Below are 14,915 nucleotides of genomic sequence, written 5' to 3'. Positions count from 1 at the left end.
ACTTGGAAATCAACGTGCGCGCGGACCTTTCAAAAGCGCAACGCCGGTTCTGGCCTTGGACTTTGAAGGCGCAAAATTGGTGCCGTTCTTAAGTTCACGTTTGGCTTGCAGTCTCACGGAAATACGGGCACTTTTTCCGGTTTTCTTTTTCTGCTGCATAACCGAGCCGACCGACGCCGCCAGCCATCGCGCCACCTGCGGAGCTGCGCTCGAGGTTCCGGAGAACCGGAAACTTGAACCACTATGGGTTCCTGTTGCCTTGATGCCCGGCAACGCGTGACTGATCTCCGTCGCTGCGGCAACATCGATGGTCTTGCGCGGCCACCATCTTAGAAGATCATCAGGGGCATCATCACCATAGGCAGCGCTTGAAAACAGACTGGCTCCGGATTCAACGCGATTGGTGGGTACATCCCGTCTGTCGAGATTGGACAGACGGTAGCTGCCGACACGGATCGTCTCCTGCCCCGTGGCTATCGCGCTAAGTGTGCCTCGGCGCAGAACCCACTGACGATCATTGTCCTTTTCGTTTACGCGACCATCAGGCGCATAGTCATGATAATTGAAATCCTCCAGGCGGCTCTGCCGCCCGAACGGGCGAAAACCGAAGGGCGTGTCGCCGCGCTGACAACGAACAGTGACCGTGTCTTCAATTTTGTGGTCGCCCGTCCGTGCAAGCGCAATCCCCCATTTCCCGGCCGGTATTGATGCCTCATTTTGCTGCAATTTCGGACGCGAACGGGACATTTCCCTTGAATAGAGACTTTGCTCGAACTGTGTTGGTGCCAGGATCAACGTCAGTTTTCTAACTTCGCTCAAAAGCGCAGGCTTTCCCGTAGGAGGCTGTTCATCCTCCAGATCGTCATCCTCCTGTCCGTCCTTGGCGAGTCGTTTTTCAGCCAAGGCGATGAGACGCTCGTGATAGAGCATGCCGACCAACCTGTCGGCGCTGTCCCTAAGTTCCGCGCCATGATAAAAATTCGGACCACGGCCAGATTTCACTTCAAGGGGTTGATCTGCCCCGGGAGGCCACAGGAAGAGATGAAGATCCGACAACACCTTGGTTTGGGTCTCCAAGAGATCTTTTCGAAGTTTAGCCGGAAGGTCTCTAATTCCCTTGCTGTCGCCAGGTTTCCGCGTCACCAAATCAGGCGGCACCCCCAAGGTTTCCGGAGCATTGTTGGTTGTTTCTGGCCAATGGAATTCCACCACGGTTGGCGCATTGTTGTCGGGCTGGACTAGCAGCTCAAAATCGGGGAATTTTGGCGGTTTTACGGAAGTTGATCTTCGTACTTTGCGCTCGCCATGGCATTTTTCCAGGTAACTGTTTCCGGCAGGAAGAGTGACAAAAATCGGAAATCCGAATTCCTTTGTCACTTTCTCGATCGCGATGTCGATCCATTCTTCCATGTGATCATTGCCGCTCAAGGTGCCCGCAAAAATTCCGTAGGAAAAATTGATGACCAGCGGAATTTTTGTGCCTTTCTCGGGCTGCAATTGTTGTGCGCGGACAAGAATGTAGTTCAGCGCCTCTGTCACATAGGTCGACATGAAGGCCCCTGAGGATTCCCGCGTGGCTATGCGCGCCAGCTGCACGGCGATGATGGGACGGAGGTGAGAGCAATCGCCTGGGACTTCACCAAGTTCGTTTGCCGTCATGTCGCGGTGATTGTAACCCGTCGCCAGATCCATCACGTGGGTGCCGTGTTGAGCGCAGTTCGACAGGATCTTGTCCATCTCCAGGGCCCGGTTGACCTGGTCTTGATCGGGAAAATCAGTCGAATGGCATCTTGCATTGTCAAACACCCTTTCCAGCTCGGCCGAGTCCCAGTCGCGACCAAAGGGAACCTGGTAGGATCTGCTTGTCTCAGGACCCTCGAGCTCGGCATCCTGGTTCCAGAAATATTCCGCGCGCGAGACAAGCTTCTCTGAGTTGTCCTGGTGCTTCAGGAACTGTGAATTTGCCAGCGCGATCCCGTCATCAATGATGCCCATCAGGACCGATCCCGGCTGCAGCTCTCGCGCGCTTCTGTCGTCAATAAACGGTTCATTCTGCTTACGGATTGCCCCCAAGACAGGCCCATATTCAAAAGGATGCGCACTGTATAATCGCAGAACCTTGCCTTTGGCAGGTCGCCCCCTGCCACCTGACAGTGCCGCTTCAAGCGTAGCGTCGGGGCCGTCGTTTTCTGTACCCAGCAGGCTGACCTTTTGCCGCGTTTGAAACGTGAACTGACCTCCCGTCAGACTTTCTTCCAGGCTGCGAAGCCACCAATCGGTGTAGGACGACATTGGAAAATCATAATCCGTAACCAAACCAACTGGCCCGGAATGATTGCCGTCCATGAACACGATGTTTTTCCAGGAAAGTGTCATCGCAACCTCACTTTGTCTCGGTTGCTGCGGAAACTTGCGGGTCGCCCCATTCCTTCAGCGCTTCTTGGTAGATCGCGCCGATGGCGCTGTTTTCCAACGAGCAATCGAACAGCTCGATCACTTCCGAAAACACGCGCTCATCTGGGTTCCTGAGCGATTCCTTTTTGTGTATGCCCCTTGCCGCTTCCTGGGTGAAATCGTTTTCTTGTCCGAAGGAGACGCTATCGAAGCGTCGACCGAACAATTCAGTGCCGTCTGCACCAGCTAGTTTGAGGATGAAATTGGCGACAGAAACGCCCAGAATGGAGCCGGCCGCATTGTCTATCGGGAAATGAACACCTGCTACCACCCGGTTTTGAGCTATGCGGCAGGCTTGTGCGCGCAATTGCTTTTCAACCTCTTCAAACCAGCCGGTCGCACCTGCAAAAACAGATGCCTTGGCAAAATGTCGAAGCAATGTCGCGATCAGGAACGCTTCGGTTCCATGGCCCGAAGGATAGGAGCTGTGGCTGGGCATTTGAATCATCGGCTGAACCTGCGGCCAGAATTCATCCGGCCGCCGGCATGCCAGGAGATGTTTTGTCTGCATTTCAACAAGGGAAACAGCACGCAGACAGATACGGATAAACTCCAGTGTCCAGCGCCGCCGTTCGGGTCGAAGTGGAACGATCGCCGCAAAATTCGACATGACATCGGTGATTTGCAGCGTAATTTCCGCAACCCGTTCAAGTCTCTGGTCTGCGTAGTACTCGACAAAGTGAAGCTGTTCGGCAAACAGGCTCATTGGCGGCCGGTCAATGCTCGCAATCAGATTATCGTCGGAATTGCCGGTTCGAAGGCAAATTTCGGCGATATGCCTGTCTGTTTCTGCATCACAGCTGTCACCGTTCGTTTCAGACCCTGTTGTCTTCGGTTTCACCAGTATGTGCGATGCAATTTCCTGTTGCGCAATCATTGTGCGTACATCCGGCGACCAGTTCAGGATGTTGCGCGAGTCATTAAAGTCCAACTGCGCGGGGAAAGTACTTGGGTCCCATTTCCATGGACCTGACAGAACCGCATGGCTCATGATGAGTGATGGTGCTGCGATCGAAGGCACGCCTGAAGACGCTATGAAGTCTCCATGCAAGCTGTGATCACCATGATCGCCGTGGTCGATCGCCTGGATAGACGAAAAAAATGCAGTACTTCCGGATGCCATGTGCCTGTCCCCCTACTGTCAAAGCAAGTATAAAATCCGTTTTAATTCACAGGCTTGTCAACTGAACAAACCTTCATACTTAAAAATTTACGCAGAAATAACGTAGAAATAACAGTTGTAAAAAACAAACACTGGCTATTAGAATTTTGCTCCACATCTGATTGTGAGTATAAAATGACTGGTGATCGCTATCGACTTCATCTGGTTGGTCTGTTTCGATTTGAGCGACCTACAGGTGAATTCATAGTTCTAAAAAGTCGTAAGGCTCGGGCGATATTGGCGTTTCTCGCCCTGGCCCGAGACCATACCCGGCCCCGGACCTGGATCAAGGACCATCTGTGGAGTGATCGCGGCCCGGAACAGGCTGACGCAAGTCTTCGACAATGTGTCCACGAAGTGCGCAAGGCTCTCGGGGCCGATAGAGATGTGTTGCTGGCGTCTGGAAGCAACCTTGCCTTGGCGCCAGATCGAGTTTGGGTAGACGCAGGTGATGGCGACTACCTTGCTGCATTGCTCGCAGAAAATGATGAATTGCCAGAACTATTGGCGGATCTGGATATTCGCGATGCTGAGTATGAGCATTGGATCCGTGACCGGAGAACCTGGCTGGAAACAAGGTTTGAAGAATGTAACCCGGGTAATCGGGCGGCACCTGTTTCGCAAATGCCAAAAACCTTGCAGCCCTGCTTGATACGTAGCAATGGCGTTGCTGACGGGGTGAAATCAAAGATCTATAATTCGGTCCTGCAAACCTTGATCTGCAAAAGCATCGATGACAGCGGTGCAGTCAAACTGATCGATGCTGATGTGATGAACCAGCTGCAAAGCTGGGAAAGCGTTGCGGCCTTTCGACTTCAGACCTATGGAAGTCATCAGGGAGAGACTGTCAGCATTGGCGCAAGCTTTACCCGCGAGTCTGACGGCGCCGTTTTTTCAGACGCGTTTCGCAATCTCGGCCCTGCCGAGACCACCAATCTGCAGAGTTTCGATGTCATTGATCTCATCAACGAAGCGGTCCACCGCGCATTTGACGAGATCGCAAATCTGGAAACCCGCCTGCCCGACGCGGAAATCTCGTCGGCCCTATGTGTCAGAGCACTGAAATCTCTGACCGACTATTCTGTAACTTCAATAGACAAGGCTGACCGCCTGATCGCTCGCGCTCATGAAATAGATCCGCGCGGGGCATACCTGTCCTGGCGTGGCTATTTACGTACTTTCATGTTGGGCGAAATGCAGAACAAGAACATGTCCACCTCCCCTGAGGAAATGGAAAGGTTCATTGTTCAGGCCCTGGAGATCGACAACGCGAATTCGCATGTTCTGGCCGTCGCCGCGTTTCTGCGCTCGATCTGGGCGGTTTCAATTGGCGAAGCGCTGGAGCTGGCCGAACGAAGCAACAAGCTCAATCCATCGAACCCTCTCGGCATTTCCTATCTCGGGATGGTCAACAGTCACATCGGCAATCTTGAAAAAGGGTACCTCCTTGGCAAGCGGGCGTATGCCCTGACCACAAACGGCATGACACGCTCATCGATCGGATACGTGGCCATGCGCACGGCAGCCTGCGCCGGCAGGTTTTCAGAAGCCTTGCGGGTCGGTGAAGAGTTGCGGCGCGCGATGCCAGGATTTGTCGCGCCAATGCGGATGATGGGACTGCTCTATTCCGAGTTGGGTCAACACGAACGCGCTGCTGAGATAGAAGCAGAGCTCCAAAAGCCCGATCCCGACTACAGCATCAAGGGCGTCCGGGCCTACTATCGAAATGCACCGCAAATGAGAAACACTGCCCTGGCCAATCTATAGTCACAAGGCGCCTGTTGAAGTGACCATCCAAATTTGCCTTCTCCTTTGTCCGGATCAGGTGTTCGTTAGCAACGCAGAATTGTTATCACCTTCCGCCTCATTCTCTCACAAATCGAACGCCCAGAGCATAAGCTGAAGGTTTCCGCGGGTGTCCAGCGGGGCAGTTTTCACCGTTTTTCTGGTCAGGCGCGTGGCTTGGTGACAGCGACCAGTGTAGGCGGTGACCTGCACCCCTGTAAGTTCCTCGTTTTGAGGTTAGTCTGTTTCCAACAGAAGGATACAGACGATGAAGAGACCCAGGTTCTCTGAAGAACAGATCATCGGTATTTTAAAAGAGAGAAGATGGACACTTTAAAGCTCGGACAATTACGGATAATAAACTTCCTTGCCGGCCTAGGTGGTCTTGCAATCGGGAGTCGTTTGCGACGCTGGCTCCAGGATCCCAGAAAAATTCTTGCAGGAGCCGACATTGCAGAGGGACTAACGGTTGTCGAAGTTGGTTGTGGCCCTGGTTTTTTTACCCTCGACGCCGCCGAGATGATTGGAGAGAGTGGCCAACTTATCGCAATAGAACCATTGGCTGATTTTGTTGAAACAGTTAAGGGCAAGGTTAAGAAGGCCGGATTGAAAAATGTTAAGGTGTTAACACGCGATGCCCTGAATACGGGTTTGGAAGACAAAAGTGCGGATTTGGTTTTGCTGTTTGGTGTCGTGCCCTTCCCTACACTTCCGCTCAGCAAACTTCTTCCTGAAATGTGCAGAATTCTGAAAACCGATGGTACTTTGGCGGTGTGGTTGTTCCCGACGACTGCCGGTGTGCCGACAGCTATTTTGAATTCCGGCCTCTTTATCCAGATTGGCGAAAAGAATGGCGTTTATTCTTACAGCCTCAAGGGACAAAGTGTCTGACCATTTCGATATGACTATTAGTAATTCTGATTAAATCCGTTACAGATAAGCGGACACTAAACAATCCTATCCACCCGCGTTAGGTGGGGTTCGCCGGACGCTCACATTTCACATACAGCTTTACGTGCTTTTATGTCAGGCCTTTAGTGTCTTCAGGGCTGGAAGCAGTGCCTGGCAAAAAACATGTGTTCGAGTAACACTGTTTTCGATTGACCAACTGGCTGCATTTTTTTGCAAACAAAGGCTTCATCATTCGCTTTGGCAGGTCGGTTCGCTGCGACGCACATTCGACAAAAAAAGTATACGTCTAAGTTGTCGACCGCTTGTGGATATGCAGGGTTGGCCTTGGTCTAGTTACAAGACAAACAAGAGGAAAAAAACCGCTCTTGGGAAAGATGGAGAAGTGTGCCGGTAGACTTCATCTGAATCTTGAACACCAGAAGGGTGAATTGGTTTTAATAATTCAATCTCCTTACAAGATGTCCACCGCGCCGCAGCGCGTCAGCAGCCAACGCAAGGCATCTGAAGTAAAAACTGGATCGTGTTTTATCACCACAAGTTTTGTAGTGGTTGCGGATAGTGTTTCACAGTTTCGCCAATACCGAGCCCTGTTTTCCGGTTCGAACCAATAAATCCAGTTCCTTAATGTCCATTTCGCGCTGTTGGCGGCAAGGCGACACTTCCAAGAGTGTATAATTACCCCAGAAACCTTTGAAGGCCGTTGAAAAGCAGGCGCCTTTCCTGCAAGCCTTGATTTCTCGATCCTGATCCCGAGCCGTAGCGAAATGACACAGGTATCAATCACCGCACATCAAGTCGATTTCAGTCTCCGATATGAATGCTACTTTGCAATAGACCTTGATATTGCGGATGTTTCCGAAAAATACGGTCTGGCCCTGTCTTGCGAGGATGCGGACGGTCCAACTGAAAAAATTGTCGGCTGCCAGGGCCTGATGAAGCCTCAAAATGTTGCGCTGCTGTTCTTTCAGTTTGCGCATTCATGCGGAAACCGCGAGCCTGGCGTTGGACTTAGCATTCCGCTCGGCGTTGAAAATCTGGAATCCGTGATCAGAAACCTTTGCGAGAAGCTAAGGGATGACTTCGGTCTGAGTTCCGGGGCGTTTTCATTTTCTCAGGACATCAATCAGAACTATCTCGTGGAGCCGCCGTTCTAACTATTTGCTGCCTGGCCCGACCAGGATGTTCCGTTGACGGTCGTCTGAATGAGGCAAGGAATTTCGGGGAAAACGGGTTCAACCAGAGCCGGTCATTTTTCGGTGACGGCCCTGCACATTGTTGCAGTCACAAAGATAGAGTCAGTTCCCGTCAGCTCTAACACCTACTTTCATCCCTTCATGCAAACACCTGTTTTCTATGTTCTCGTGTCTGACAAACCTTTTTTCCGGTAACAGTTCCAACACCATGAAACGCCTGCGGACAAGCTCGATCCCATCGACATTTTCCACCGACTCGTTTTTCTCGCTGTCACTCATTGGCTCGAACGTGATTGAGCACTCTCCGAACACCTCAACCAGAATTTCAAACAGTTTGTAGACGTCAAGCGTGAGCAGCATACGCGAGGAATGATACCTGACGACTATGCGGCGCAAGACTGCTCCAAGCCGCCGTATTTCGAGCGCCACTTGCAATGAGTTTCATTGCTGACGCCATACTTGCGGTATAGCTCGGCAGCCGATGCCCGCCTGATGTTCTTTAAAATGCCGATTACCTGTTCCTCAGGGTCACTGGACCGATTCACTATCTGTATCCGTCTATTGGAAGCAGACTAACCTCAAAACGCGAGCTTTTCAGGAGATAAGGTTAGGCCAGGTCAAGTGACAGGCTTAATCGTTCCATTTGCATCGCTTGGATCAATGCCAATTTGAGCATGCCCTCGGTATCCTAAGTTCGAATTTTTCAAACCACTTCGAATAAACTAAATCCAACGCCAGCAACACCAGCCGCAGCCATCGCCTTCTTGAAGTCCTCAGAAACAAAAACCGAGCTATTTGGGACACGACTATCTATCCAAATGTGCTTGCCTGCTGTTTGATGCAGATTCACTACATATCTGCGACCTTCAACAAAGCTCCATTTGCCGATCCGTTCGTTATACGAGTGCGTCGTGTTCTCTTTGTCCATTCCATCCAAACGGTTGCAGATGTTGAACCAGAAGTAGCTCGCCGCATGAGTGTCGTTGTTCCAGATCACTTCCACAGACTGAAATTGGTGGACACCAGGTTCCAAAGCTTCAATAACGTCGCGCAATTTTCCGCTTACAAGTAAATGGTCCGCCGTCTTCAACAGGTCCACCAGCTTCCTCTTGCCACCTCCCCAGCGAACCTTTTTGGGCAGCCTGGACATGTCCACAGCAACCCCTTGGTATGCCGCGCTTTGCTGCAACAATGTCCCATCATCCAGGAGGGCTGCTTTAGCAACGGGATTGAATTCAATCCCTATCGGAAAGGCCGTTTTGAAGTCGCCGTCGAGAGTCTGGTTCTCAAACCCGTAGTTCCCGGACTTCTCGTCTTCATTCCGGTCTGCGTAAATCGTGTAAACTGACATATGTCTCATCCAATCAGATCGGCTCTCTTCCGATGCGGGCAAAACGAATATAAAGCCTGCTGAGGCCCCATGAACGAGCGCCAGAGTCTTCCTCTCAAAAAACCGTTGATCGTCTCTCAATCTGGAAGCTTGTACCTACTGGTCGTGCTGCCTTTACCGGTTGTTTCGTCACCGAAGCTGTTCCGGCAAACCGGCTCTTCGTGCCTTCACGAGCTGAGAATGTCCTCATCGCTACTGTTTGGCGGGCTTTCAATGTTCCCGAAGGCTGTGCCGTCGTTCGGCAAGATCGCTTTCGTAAAGCGACAGAACATCGGCTCTGCGGCAGAGTTCGGTGCCGGAGGTCAGGGCGGCCGCTGCGCCAGCAGCGACGCCCAGGCGGAACGCCTCGTCTATCTCGCGCCCTTCGGAAAGAGCCCAGATCATCGCGCCGACAAAGCTGTCGCCGGCGCCGACCGCTGATTTCGCGGCGACATGAAGGGCGGGCACACGCAGGATCCGCTTTGCACTGACCAACAAGGCCCCTTTCGTGCCGAGGGTGACGGCGACGTTTTCGGCCGCTCCTCTTTCCACGAGTTCGCTGGCAAATTCGCGCGCACCCTGCTCGTCCAGAGACCTGCCGGAAAGCGTCTCCAATTCGCCGATGCTGGGTTTGACCAGAAAGACGCCGCCCCGATCCAGTGTGGCCTTGAGCGCCTTGCCGGAGGTGTCGACAACGAACCGGACGCCCTTGCCCTCCAGCGCATCCATCATGTCGGCATAGGTGCTGTCAGGAGCCCCGCGCGGAAGCGAACCGCTCGCCACCACATAGTCGGCATCCGTCTGCGCCACAAATGATAGCAGCGGCGCCAGTTCCTCGGCGCCGACCTCCGGACCTTCCGGCACGAACCGGTATTCGACGCCTGAACTCTCCTCATGGACCGCAAAGGCCAGCCGGACGGGGTGCTGCATCGGAAAGGCGTGCAGGTCGATCTGTGTACGTTTCAGAAACTCATCCAGCAGAACGCCGGTTTCCCCCCCTGAAAAATAGGCAATTTCCGGTTTTCCGCCGAGTTCGGCCACAACGCGTGCAACATTGACACCGCCGCCACCGGGATCCTGACGCTGGTTGGATGTGCGCGTCTTGTGCATCGACTTGACCCGCTCCGCATCACAGGAAACGTCGATCGTCGGGTTCAGGGCAATGCATAAAATACCAGACATACCGTTCAGCCTTGTCGCTAGCGATCAATCGAAAGAGTGATGTGGCAATCTGCCAATCGAAAACCGGGTCAATACATCACTCCGTCACCGACAAAGGAACGTTTGGCCAGCTGTCTCATTAACTTAAATCAATTGAATTTGATTCTTTGCCATCCACGCCCGCGGGCAACTGGTTGAAGGCAGGCGTTTCATAGGCAATGCCAAGGTTCGAAACGTCCCTGGCGCGTTGGTCCCTAATCCATGGGAGGCAGGCACATTCTGGGAGGTGGCTGGTCGTAAATCCTTTCTGACGGAATTTCGATGATGATTTCACCGTGCTGGTTCTCGGGAATGTCCATGTCGGTGTAAAAGAGCCGGTCGGCAGTGTTGCCACCCAGTTCGCTGCCGAGCCAGCTGCCAAGACCGCCACCGACAACTCCGCAGGCCAGAAGTCCCCAGCCGGCAGTTGTCACACCGAAGATGATGCAGGCGCCGGCTCCGACAGCGGCGCCAATGCCTCCACCTGCCAGCGCGCCAAGTTCCTCACTGATGACCCTTGGAAGCTCGTGTTCATCGGCATTCCAGATGCGGGCGATGGAGACAGATACTCCGATGACCAGAAGAACCCGCCCGCCATGCTTCAGATAGGCGGCTCCCTTCATCGCCGTGTTGACCTTCGGATTGGATTTCGACGCGCTTCTCAGGATCCTGGAATCGACATCCTGTTCTGGAATCCCCTGTCTCAGGTAATGGTTTACCTGACTGTCATAACCTCTTTTTCCAAAACCATATTTCCGCCAATCTCGGATAATATAGAGCGGCCTTGTGGCCGGTGTTGCCATAGCGCGGAGACGCCGGGCAATCCTGAGCCGTTCCTCAACAACCCATCGTGCGATCTGATGGTCCGATTGTCCTTCCCTGGCGCGATCGGCGATCCCTTTTGCGAGGTTCTTCAGTTCGATATGATAATGGTCTCTCAGGATGGGCGATTCGATGCCAATCCGGGTCATGCCGCGGCCTGTCCCGGCCATGCCGCCACCGATCTGGCTGAGAAAGTCCGTGGCCTCCCCGGCCGTGTCGGCCGGTACTTGCAGGCGGTACCGGCATTCGTCAACCTCGGTCCGCGTGGAGTAAGGCATAGAATCCGCGCGGCAGATGAGGCCGTCTTCCGCCTGGCACTGTTCACTCATCTTCGCCTCCACCACTCGTCAGGTCAAAACTCGTCAGATCACCTATGGGCCCCCTGCCTGCACCCGGGATCGGAAACAGGCGCAGCCAACCGCGCTGCCTGTAGCGGAAAGGTACGCGCCCGACAAAACGGGAGGCAACCGGTATTTCCGGCCGGAAGGCCTTCAGCGCATCGATTGCCCCAAGACCACCGTCAAGAAACGGGCCGAGCAGGAAGAATTCCGTTCGGGCGAGAACAATATGAAAGGCTTCATCGCCATGAGCGACCGGGTCGGCCATCCGGCAGTCATAGACCTGCTCGACGTCTCTTGCAGGCAGAACGGCCTTGCCACCCCGCACCTGCAGCACAAGACTGTTCTTTTCGAAACGGGCATGATCGCTGGCTGGCATCGGTCTTGAGGTAACCTCGATCGGGCTCGAACACTGAAGAGGTAACAAAGACCGTAGTGCATTCTGGCCAGACGCAAAAGACAGCCGGTTTCAAATCCGAAGGCGAGCCCTAGGTCGACCTTTGCCTCAGGTCTTTCTCCCCTTGCCGCGCAGCCGCTTGAAGCCCATGGACAGATGCGCGCGCCGGATGAGTGCAGCGGCCTCGATGTCCCGCATCGCGACCGCGTCTGAGATTTCTTCGATTTCACCGCAGAAAATGCCGACTTCCCGTTGCAACTCCGCGTCCGGGATCAAGGTCAGCCAGATGCGGCAGGTCTGATAAAACAGCTTCTCGGAGAGGTCGCGGAGCGGTCTGTTTTCGCTGAGCTGCTGGAACGCATGAAAGAAATCAATATTCAGCCGGGCAAAGTCCTTGTAATTCGGAGAGCGGCGAAGGGCATCCGCCCTTTGACGGACGTTGTCGAAGACCTGTCGTAGCGCTTCGGTCAACTCAGCGGGTGACAAGCGGCCGGTGAGCTCATTGAGCTCCATGCGCAGTTGATAGACCTGCTCCAGTTCATCCAGGTCGACATCGGTGACAAGCGTGCCAACGCCCTGTTGTGACTGCAAAAGCCCGTCGGCCTCCAAGATCTTCAGTGCCTTGCGCAACGGAGAGCGGCTTATGCCAAACTCGGTTGCCAGCGCTTCCTCGCTGAGCTGCGTACCCGGTGGATAGACCAGCATGCAGATACGGTCACGCAGGACGGAATAGAGAATCTGAAACCGTTCCTGGGCGTTCGCTGCCGCGTCCAGCTGACGTGCAACTTCTTCAGAATCGATGTCGGGACGGTCGTCTATACTGATTTTCCCAGGCTCCTTTCCAAGCCGGTTAACATACCAAGGCACTTTTCAAGTTGGTCGATGGCGACAAATTCGTCCGGTTGATGGGCTTGGGCAATGGAGCCCGGGCCGCAGACGACCACGGACATTCCGAGCGACTGAAAGAGGCCCGCTTCAGTGCCAAATGCGACGACGTCGCACAGATTTGCACCGGTCAGTGCGGTAACGATGTCGCGAGCCTCGTTATCATTCATGACGGCCAATCCCGCGACCTCTCCGATCACTTCCGTGACGATATCTGCATCCGGATAGACGCTGCGCATCTGCGGCAGCAGCACATCCCGGCAATAGATTTCCAACGCGGCCTTGACCTCGCGTGCATCGTCTTCGCGAACCGGACGCATTTCCCAGTCTACAGAGCAATGCCGGGCTATGACATTGCGCGCCAGCCCCCCCTCAATCCGCCCGGTCTGCAGGGTTGTCCAAGGTGGCGAGAAGCGCGCACTGTCCGGTCCAGATTTTTTGCGCAGCTCGTCCGAGAGCTCCAGCATGTGGTTGATGAAACGTGCTGCCACGTGAATGGCATTGACTCCCTTGTCCGGCTCGGAGCCATGCCCGTCGGTGCCATGAAAGGAAGTGGTGTATTCGTAACAGCCCTTGTGGCCTTCGATCACCCGCATTTCCGTTGGTTCACCAATAATGGCAACTGATGGTCTGAGCTCTGTTTCGCCGAGTTCTTCAACCAGGTGCCTGGCACCAAAACAGCCGACCTCTTCGTCATAGGTCAATGCAACATGCAGCGGACGCCTTAGATCAAGTGCGGCATAATCGGGCGCCTTGGCGATCACTGCTGCGATGAAGCCCTTCATATCGCACGTGCCACGGCCGTAAAGCCGCCCATCCGCCTGGCGCATCGCGAACGGATCACTCGTCCATTCGCTGCCATCCGCCGGAACAACATCCGTGTGGCCCGACAGCACAATGCCTCCGGATGTCTCCGGCCCCAGTGTGGCAAACAGGTTCGCCTTGGCGCCGGTCCTGTCCTTCGAGACCCTGACACGGGCACCGCAGTCTTCCAGCAGTGCGGCCGCAAAATGGATCAGGTCGAGATTGCTTTCGGCGGAAACGGTCGGAAAGCCGATAAGCTGTTCCAGGATCGTCTCGGTCCGGTCAAGCAGGTGCAGCGGTCCCATGGTCAGCTCATGCCTTTACAAAGAGTTCACGTGGTCGGTTGCACAGGCATTCAGCCTGGCCGCCTTCGCGGATCAGGATGCTCTCAGTAATTTCCAATCCCCAGCCATCCATCCAAAGGCCCGGCATGAAATGGAACGTCATGCCGGGTTGTAATTCAGTGGTATCCTCGTCGCGGATGGAGATGGTGCGTTCGCCCCAGTCAGGCGGATAGGAGATACCGATCGGATAACCGGCGCGCGCGCCACGCTCAATGCCGGCAGCCTCCAAAGGTTTTGCCAGTGCGCGGGCAATGTCTCCAGCGGTATTCCCGGGCCTCGCTGCGTCCAGGCCGGCTTCCAGGCCCTCCACCAAGGCTTTTTCGGCATCCAGCAAATACTGCGGCGGCTTGCCGAGGAATACAGTACGGCAGAGCGGCGCATGATAGCGGCGATAGCAGCCGGAAAGCTCGAAGAAAGTCGCCTCCCCTTCCTGCATGAAACGACCGTCCCACGTCAGATGCGGGGCCGACGCGTCAGCCCCGCTCGGCAAGAGCGGCACGATCGCAGGATAGTCTCCCCAGGCGTCATCCAGGCCACGAATCGCGTCGGCGTAAATCTCCGCGACGAGGTCAGCCTTACGCATCCCGGGAGTAACCCGCTCAAACACCCCGTCCATGATCTTCTGCGAAATCCGTGCGGCTTTGCGCATGAAGACCAGTTCCTCTTCCGATTTGACGGAGCGCTGCCAGTTGACGAGCCCGGTTGCGTCCAGAAACTCCGCGTTCGGCAGTTCTTCGCGCAAGGTCAGATATGCCTTCGCCGAGAAATAGTAGTTTTCAAGTTCAACGCCGATCCGCTTGTTGGCATAACTCTTTTTTTCCAGCAGTCGGGCCAGGTCCTGCATCGGATGGCGATGAGAGGACTGGATGTAATTGTCGGCATATTCGGCCACACGGTCGTCGCTCATCCAGACAGTGCGGCGCGCCCCGTTGGCGTCCTGGCTCCGCCCCCACCAGATCGGATCCTCGTCATGGAACACGATCACGCCCTGGTGCACATAAAAGGACCAGCCGTCATAGCCTGTCGTCCAGGCCATGTTCGACGGGTCCTCCAAAAACAGGACATCGAGCCCGCGCGCAGTCATCTCGTTTCGAATTAGGCCGAGCCGGCGGTCATACTCGGCGCGGGTGAACGGCAGATCCAAACCAGGCATGTTCGCTCCTCTTGACTGGTTATTTGTATACAACTGACATCATGTCATCGTCTTCTTGCAAGGTTTTTCTGCATTATTGACGAATTGCAGGATCCAG

12 protein-coding genes are annotated in these 14,915 nt (G+C 54.4%); 3 read left to right on the top strand and 9 right to left on the bottom strand.

From position 1 onward, the window contains the following. Positions 1–9 precede the first annotated feature (9 nt). Both CHH27_RS05570 and CHH27_RS05565 read right to left on the bottom strand, forming a co-directional pair. Positions 10–2,376: a hypothetical protein gene (locus tag CHH27_RS05570; RefSeq protein ID WP_094070708.1), complete on the bottom strand. Its 2,367-nt coding sequence runs from the start codon at positions 2,374–2,376 to the stop codon at positions 10–12. A gap of 7 nt (positions 2,377–2,383) precedes the next feature. After that, a complete protein-coding gene (locus tag CHH27_RS05565; protein WP_094070707.1) occupies positions 2,384–3,577 on the bottom strand; it encodes a phosphatase PAP2 family protein in 1,194 nt (397 codons plus the stop codon). 174 nt (positions 3,578–3,751) lie between these two features. Here CHH27_RS05565 and CHH27_RS05560 point away from each other — a divergent pair, with 174 nt between their 5' ends. From CHH27_RS05560 to CHH27_RS05550, 3 genes are all read left to right on the top strand, one after another. After that, entirely contained in the window at positions 3,752–5,383 is a 1,632-nt protein-coding gene (locus tag CHH27_RS05560; protein ID WP_157738727.1) for a hypothetical protein, read from the top strand. A 342-nt stretch (positions 5,384–5,725) separates the two neighbouring features. Beyond that, positions 5,726–6,292, top strand: coding sequence for a class I SAM-dependent methyltransferase (locus CHH27_RS05555; protein WP_094070705.1), 567 nt, complete (start codon positions 5,726–5,728; stop codon positions 6,290–6,292). A 785-nt stretch (positions 6,293–7,077) separates the two neighbouring features. Further along, a complete protein-coding gene (locus tag CHH27_RS05550; protein WP_094070704.1) occupies positions 7,078–7,467 on the top strand; it encodes a hypothetical protein in 390 nt (129 codons plus the stop codon). 742 nt (positions 7,468–8,209) lie between these two features. Here CHH27_RS05550 and CHH27_RS05540 read toward each other — a convergent pair. The 7 genes from CHH27_RS05540 to doeA form a co-directional block, all read right to left on the bottom strand. Beyond that, positions 8,210–8,857: an imm11 family protein gene (locus tag CHH27_RS05540; protein ID WP_157738725.1), complete on the bottom strand. Its 648-nt coding sequence runs from the start codon at positions 8,855–8,857 to the stop codon at positions 8,210–8,212. Between the two features lie 249 nt (positions 8,858–9,106). Next, positions 9,107–10,057, bottom strand: coding sequence for a 1-phosphofructokinase family hexose kinase (locus tag CHH27_RS05535; protein ID WP_094070701.1), 951 nt, complete (start codon positions 10,055–10,057; stop codon positions 9,107–9,109). 233 nt (positions 10,058–10,290) lie between these two features. After that, positions 10,291–11,226, bottom strand: a complete 936-nt coding sequence (locus CHH27_RS05530; protein ID WP_094070700.1) for a hypothetical protein — start codon at positions 11,224–11,226, stop codon at positions 10,291–10,293. Then, the gene (locus CHH27_RS05525; protein WP_094070699.1) at positions 11,219–11,614 is read right to left on the bottom strand and encodes a hypothetical protein; all 396 of its coding nucleotides are present in this window, start codon (positions 11,612–11,614) and stop codon (positions 11,219–11,221) included. Before CHH27_RS05525 ends, CHH27_RS05530 begins: the two co-directional genes overlap by 8 nt. A gap of 126 nt (positions 11,615–11,740) precedes the next feature. Continuing rightward, on the bottom strand, positions 11,741–12,337 hold the full coding sequence (locus CHH27_RS05520) for a GntR family transcriptional regulator (protein WP_094070698.1): 597 nt from the start codon (positions 12,335–12,337) through the stop codon (positions 11,741–11,743). Positions 12,338–12,447: 110 nt separating this feature from the next. After that, positions 12,448–13,626 carry an acetylornithine deacetylase gene (gene argE, locus CHH27_RS05515; RefSeq protein ID WP_198338355.1) on the bottom strand — a complete coding sequence of 393 codons (1,179 nt, stop codon included), beginning with the start codon at positions 13,624–13,626 and terminating at the stop codon, positions 12,448–12,450. Positions 13,627–13,633: 7 nt separating this feature from the next. After that, entirely contained in the window at positions 13,634–14,818 is a 1,185-nt protein-coding gene (gene doeA, locus CHH27_RS05510; RefSeq protein WP_094070697.1) for an ectoine hydrolase DoeA, read from the bottom strand. Between the last annotated feature and the right edge of the window lie 97 nt (positions 14,819–14,915).

This window comes from Labrenzia sp. VG12, assembly GCF_002237595.1.
Taxonomy (GTDB): Bacteria; Pseudomonadota; Alphaproteobacteria; order Rhizobiales; family Stappiaceae; genus Roseibium.
Note: the sequence above shows the minus strand (reverse complement) of the source record. Positions and strands in the feature narration are given on the sequence as shown.

Bases quoted from the DNA above. Each gene is read 5' to 3' on its own strand.
- CHH27_RS05560 (WP_157738727.1), top strand. From the start codon at position 3,752: ATGACTGGTGATCGCTATCGACTTCATCTGGTTGGTCTGTTTCGATTT.
- CHH27_RS05565 (WP_094070707.1), bottom strand. From the start codon at position 3,577: ATGGCATCCGGAAGTACTGCATTTTTTTCGTCTATCCAGGCGATCGAC.
- CHH27_RS05555 (WP_094070705.1), top strand. From the start codon at position 5,726: ATGGACACTTTAAAGCTCGGACAATTACGGATAATAAACTTCCTTGCC.
- CHH27_RS05535 (WP_094070701.1), bottom strand. From the start codon at position 10,057: ATGTCTGGTATTTTATGCATTGCCCTGAACCCGACGATCGACGTTTCC.
- CHH27_RS05570 (WP_094070708.1), bottom strand. From the start codon at position 2,376: ATGACACTTTCCTGGAAAAACATCGTGTTCATGGACGGCAATCATTCC.
- CHH27_RS05525 (WP_094070699.1), bottom strand. From the start codon at position 11,614: ATGCCAGCCAGCGATCATGCCCGTTTCGAAAAGAACAGTCTTGTGCTG.
- CHH27_RS05550 (WP_094070704.1), top strand. From the start codon at position 7,078: ATGACACAGGTATCAATCACCGCACATCAAGTCGATTTCAGTCTCCGA.
- CHH27_RS05520 (WP_094070698.1), bottom strand. From the start codon at position 12,337: ATGCTGGTCTATCCACCGGGTACGCAGCTCAGCGAGGAAGCGCTGGCA.
- CHH27_RS05540 (WP_157738725.1), bottom strand. From the start codon at position 8,857: ATGTCAGTTTACACGATTTACGCAGACCGGAATGAAGACGAGAAGTCC.
- CHH27_RS05530 (WP_094070700.1), bottom strand. From the start codon at position 11,226: ATGAGTGAACAGTGCCAGGCGGAAGACGGCCTCATCTGCCGCGCGGAT.
- argE (WP_198338355.1), bottom strand. From the start codon at position 13,626: ATGGGACCGCTGCACCTGCTTGACCGGACCGAGACGATCCTGGAACAG.
- doeA (WP_094070697.1), bottom strand. From the start codon at position 14,818: ATGCCTGGTTTGGATCTGCCGTTCACCCGCGCCGAGTATGACCGCCGG.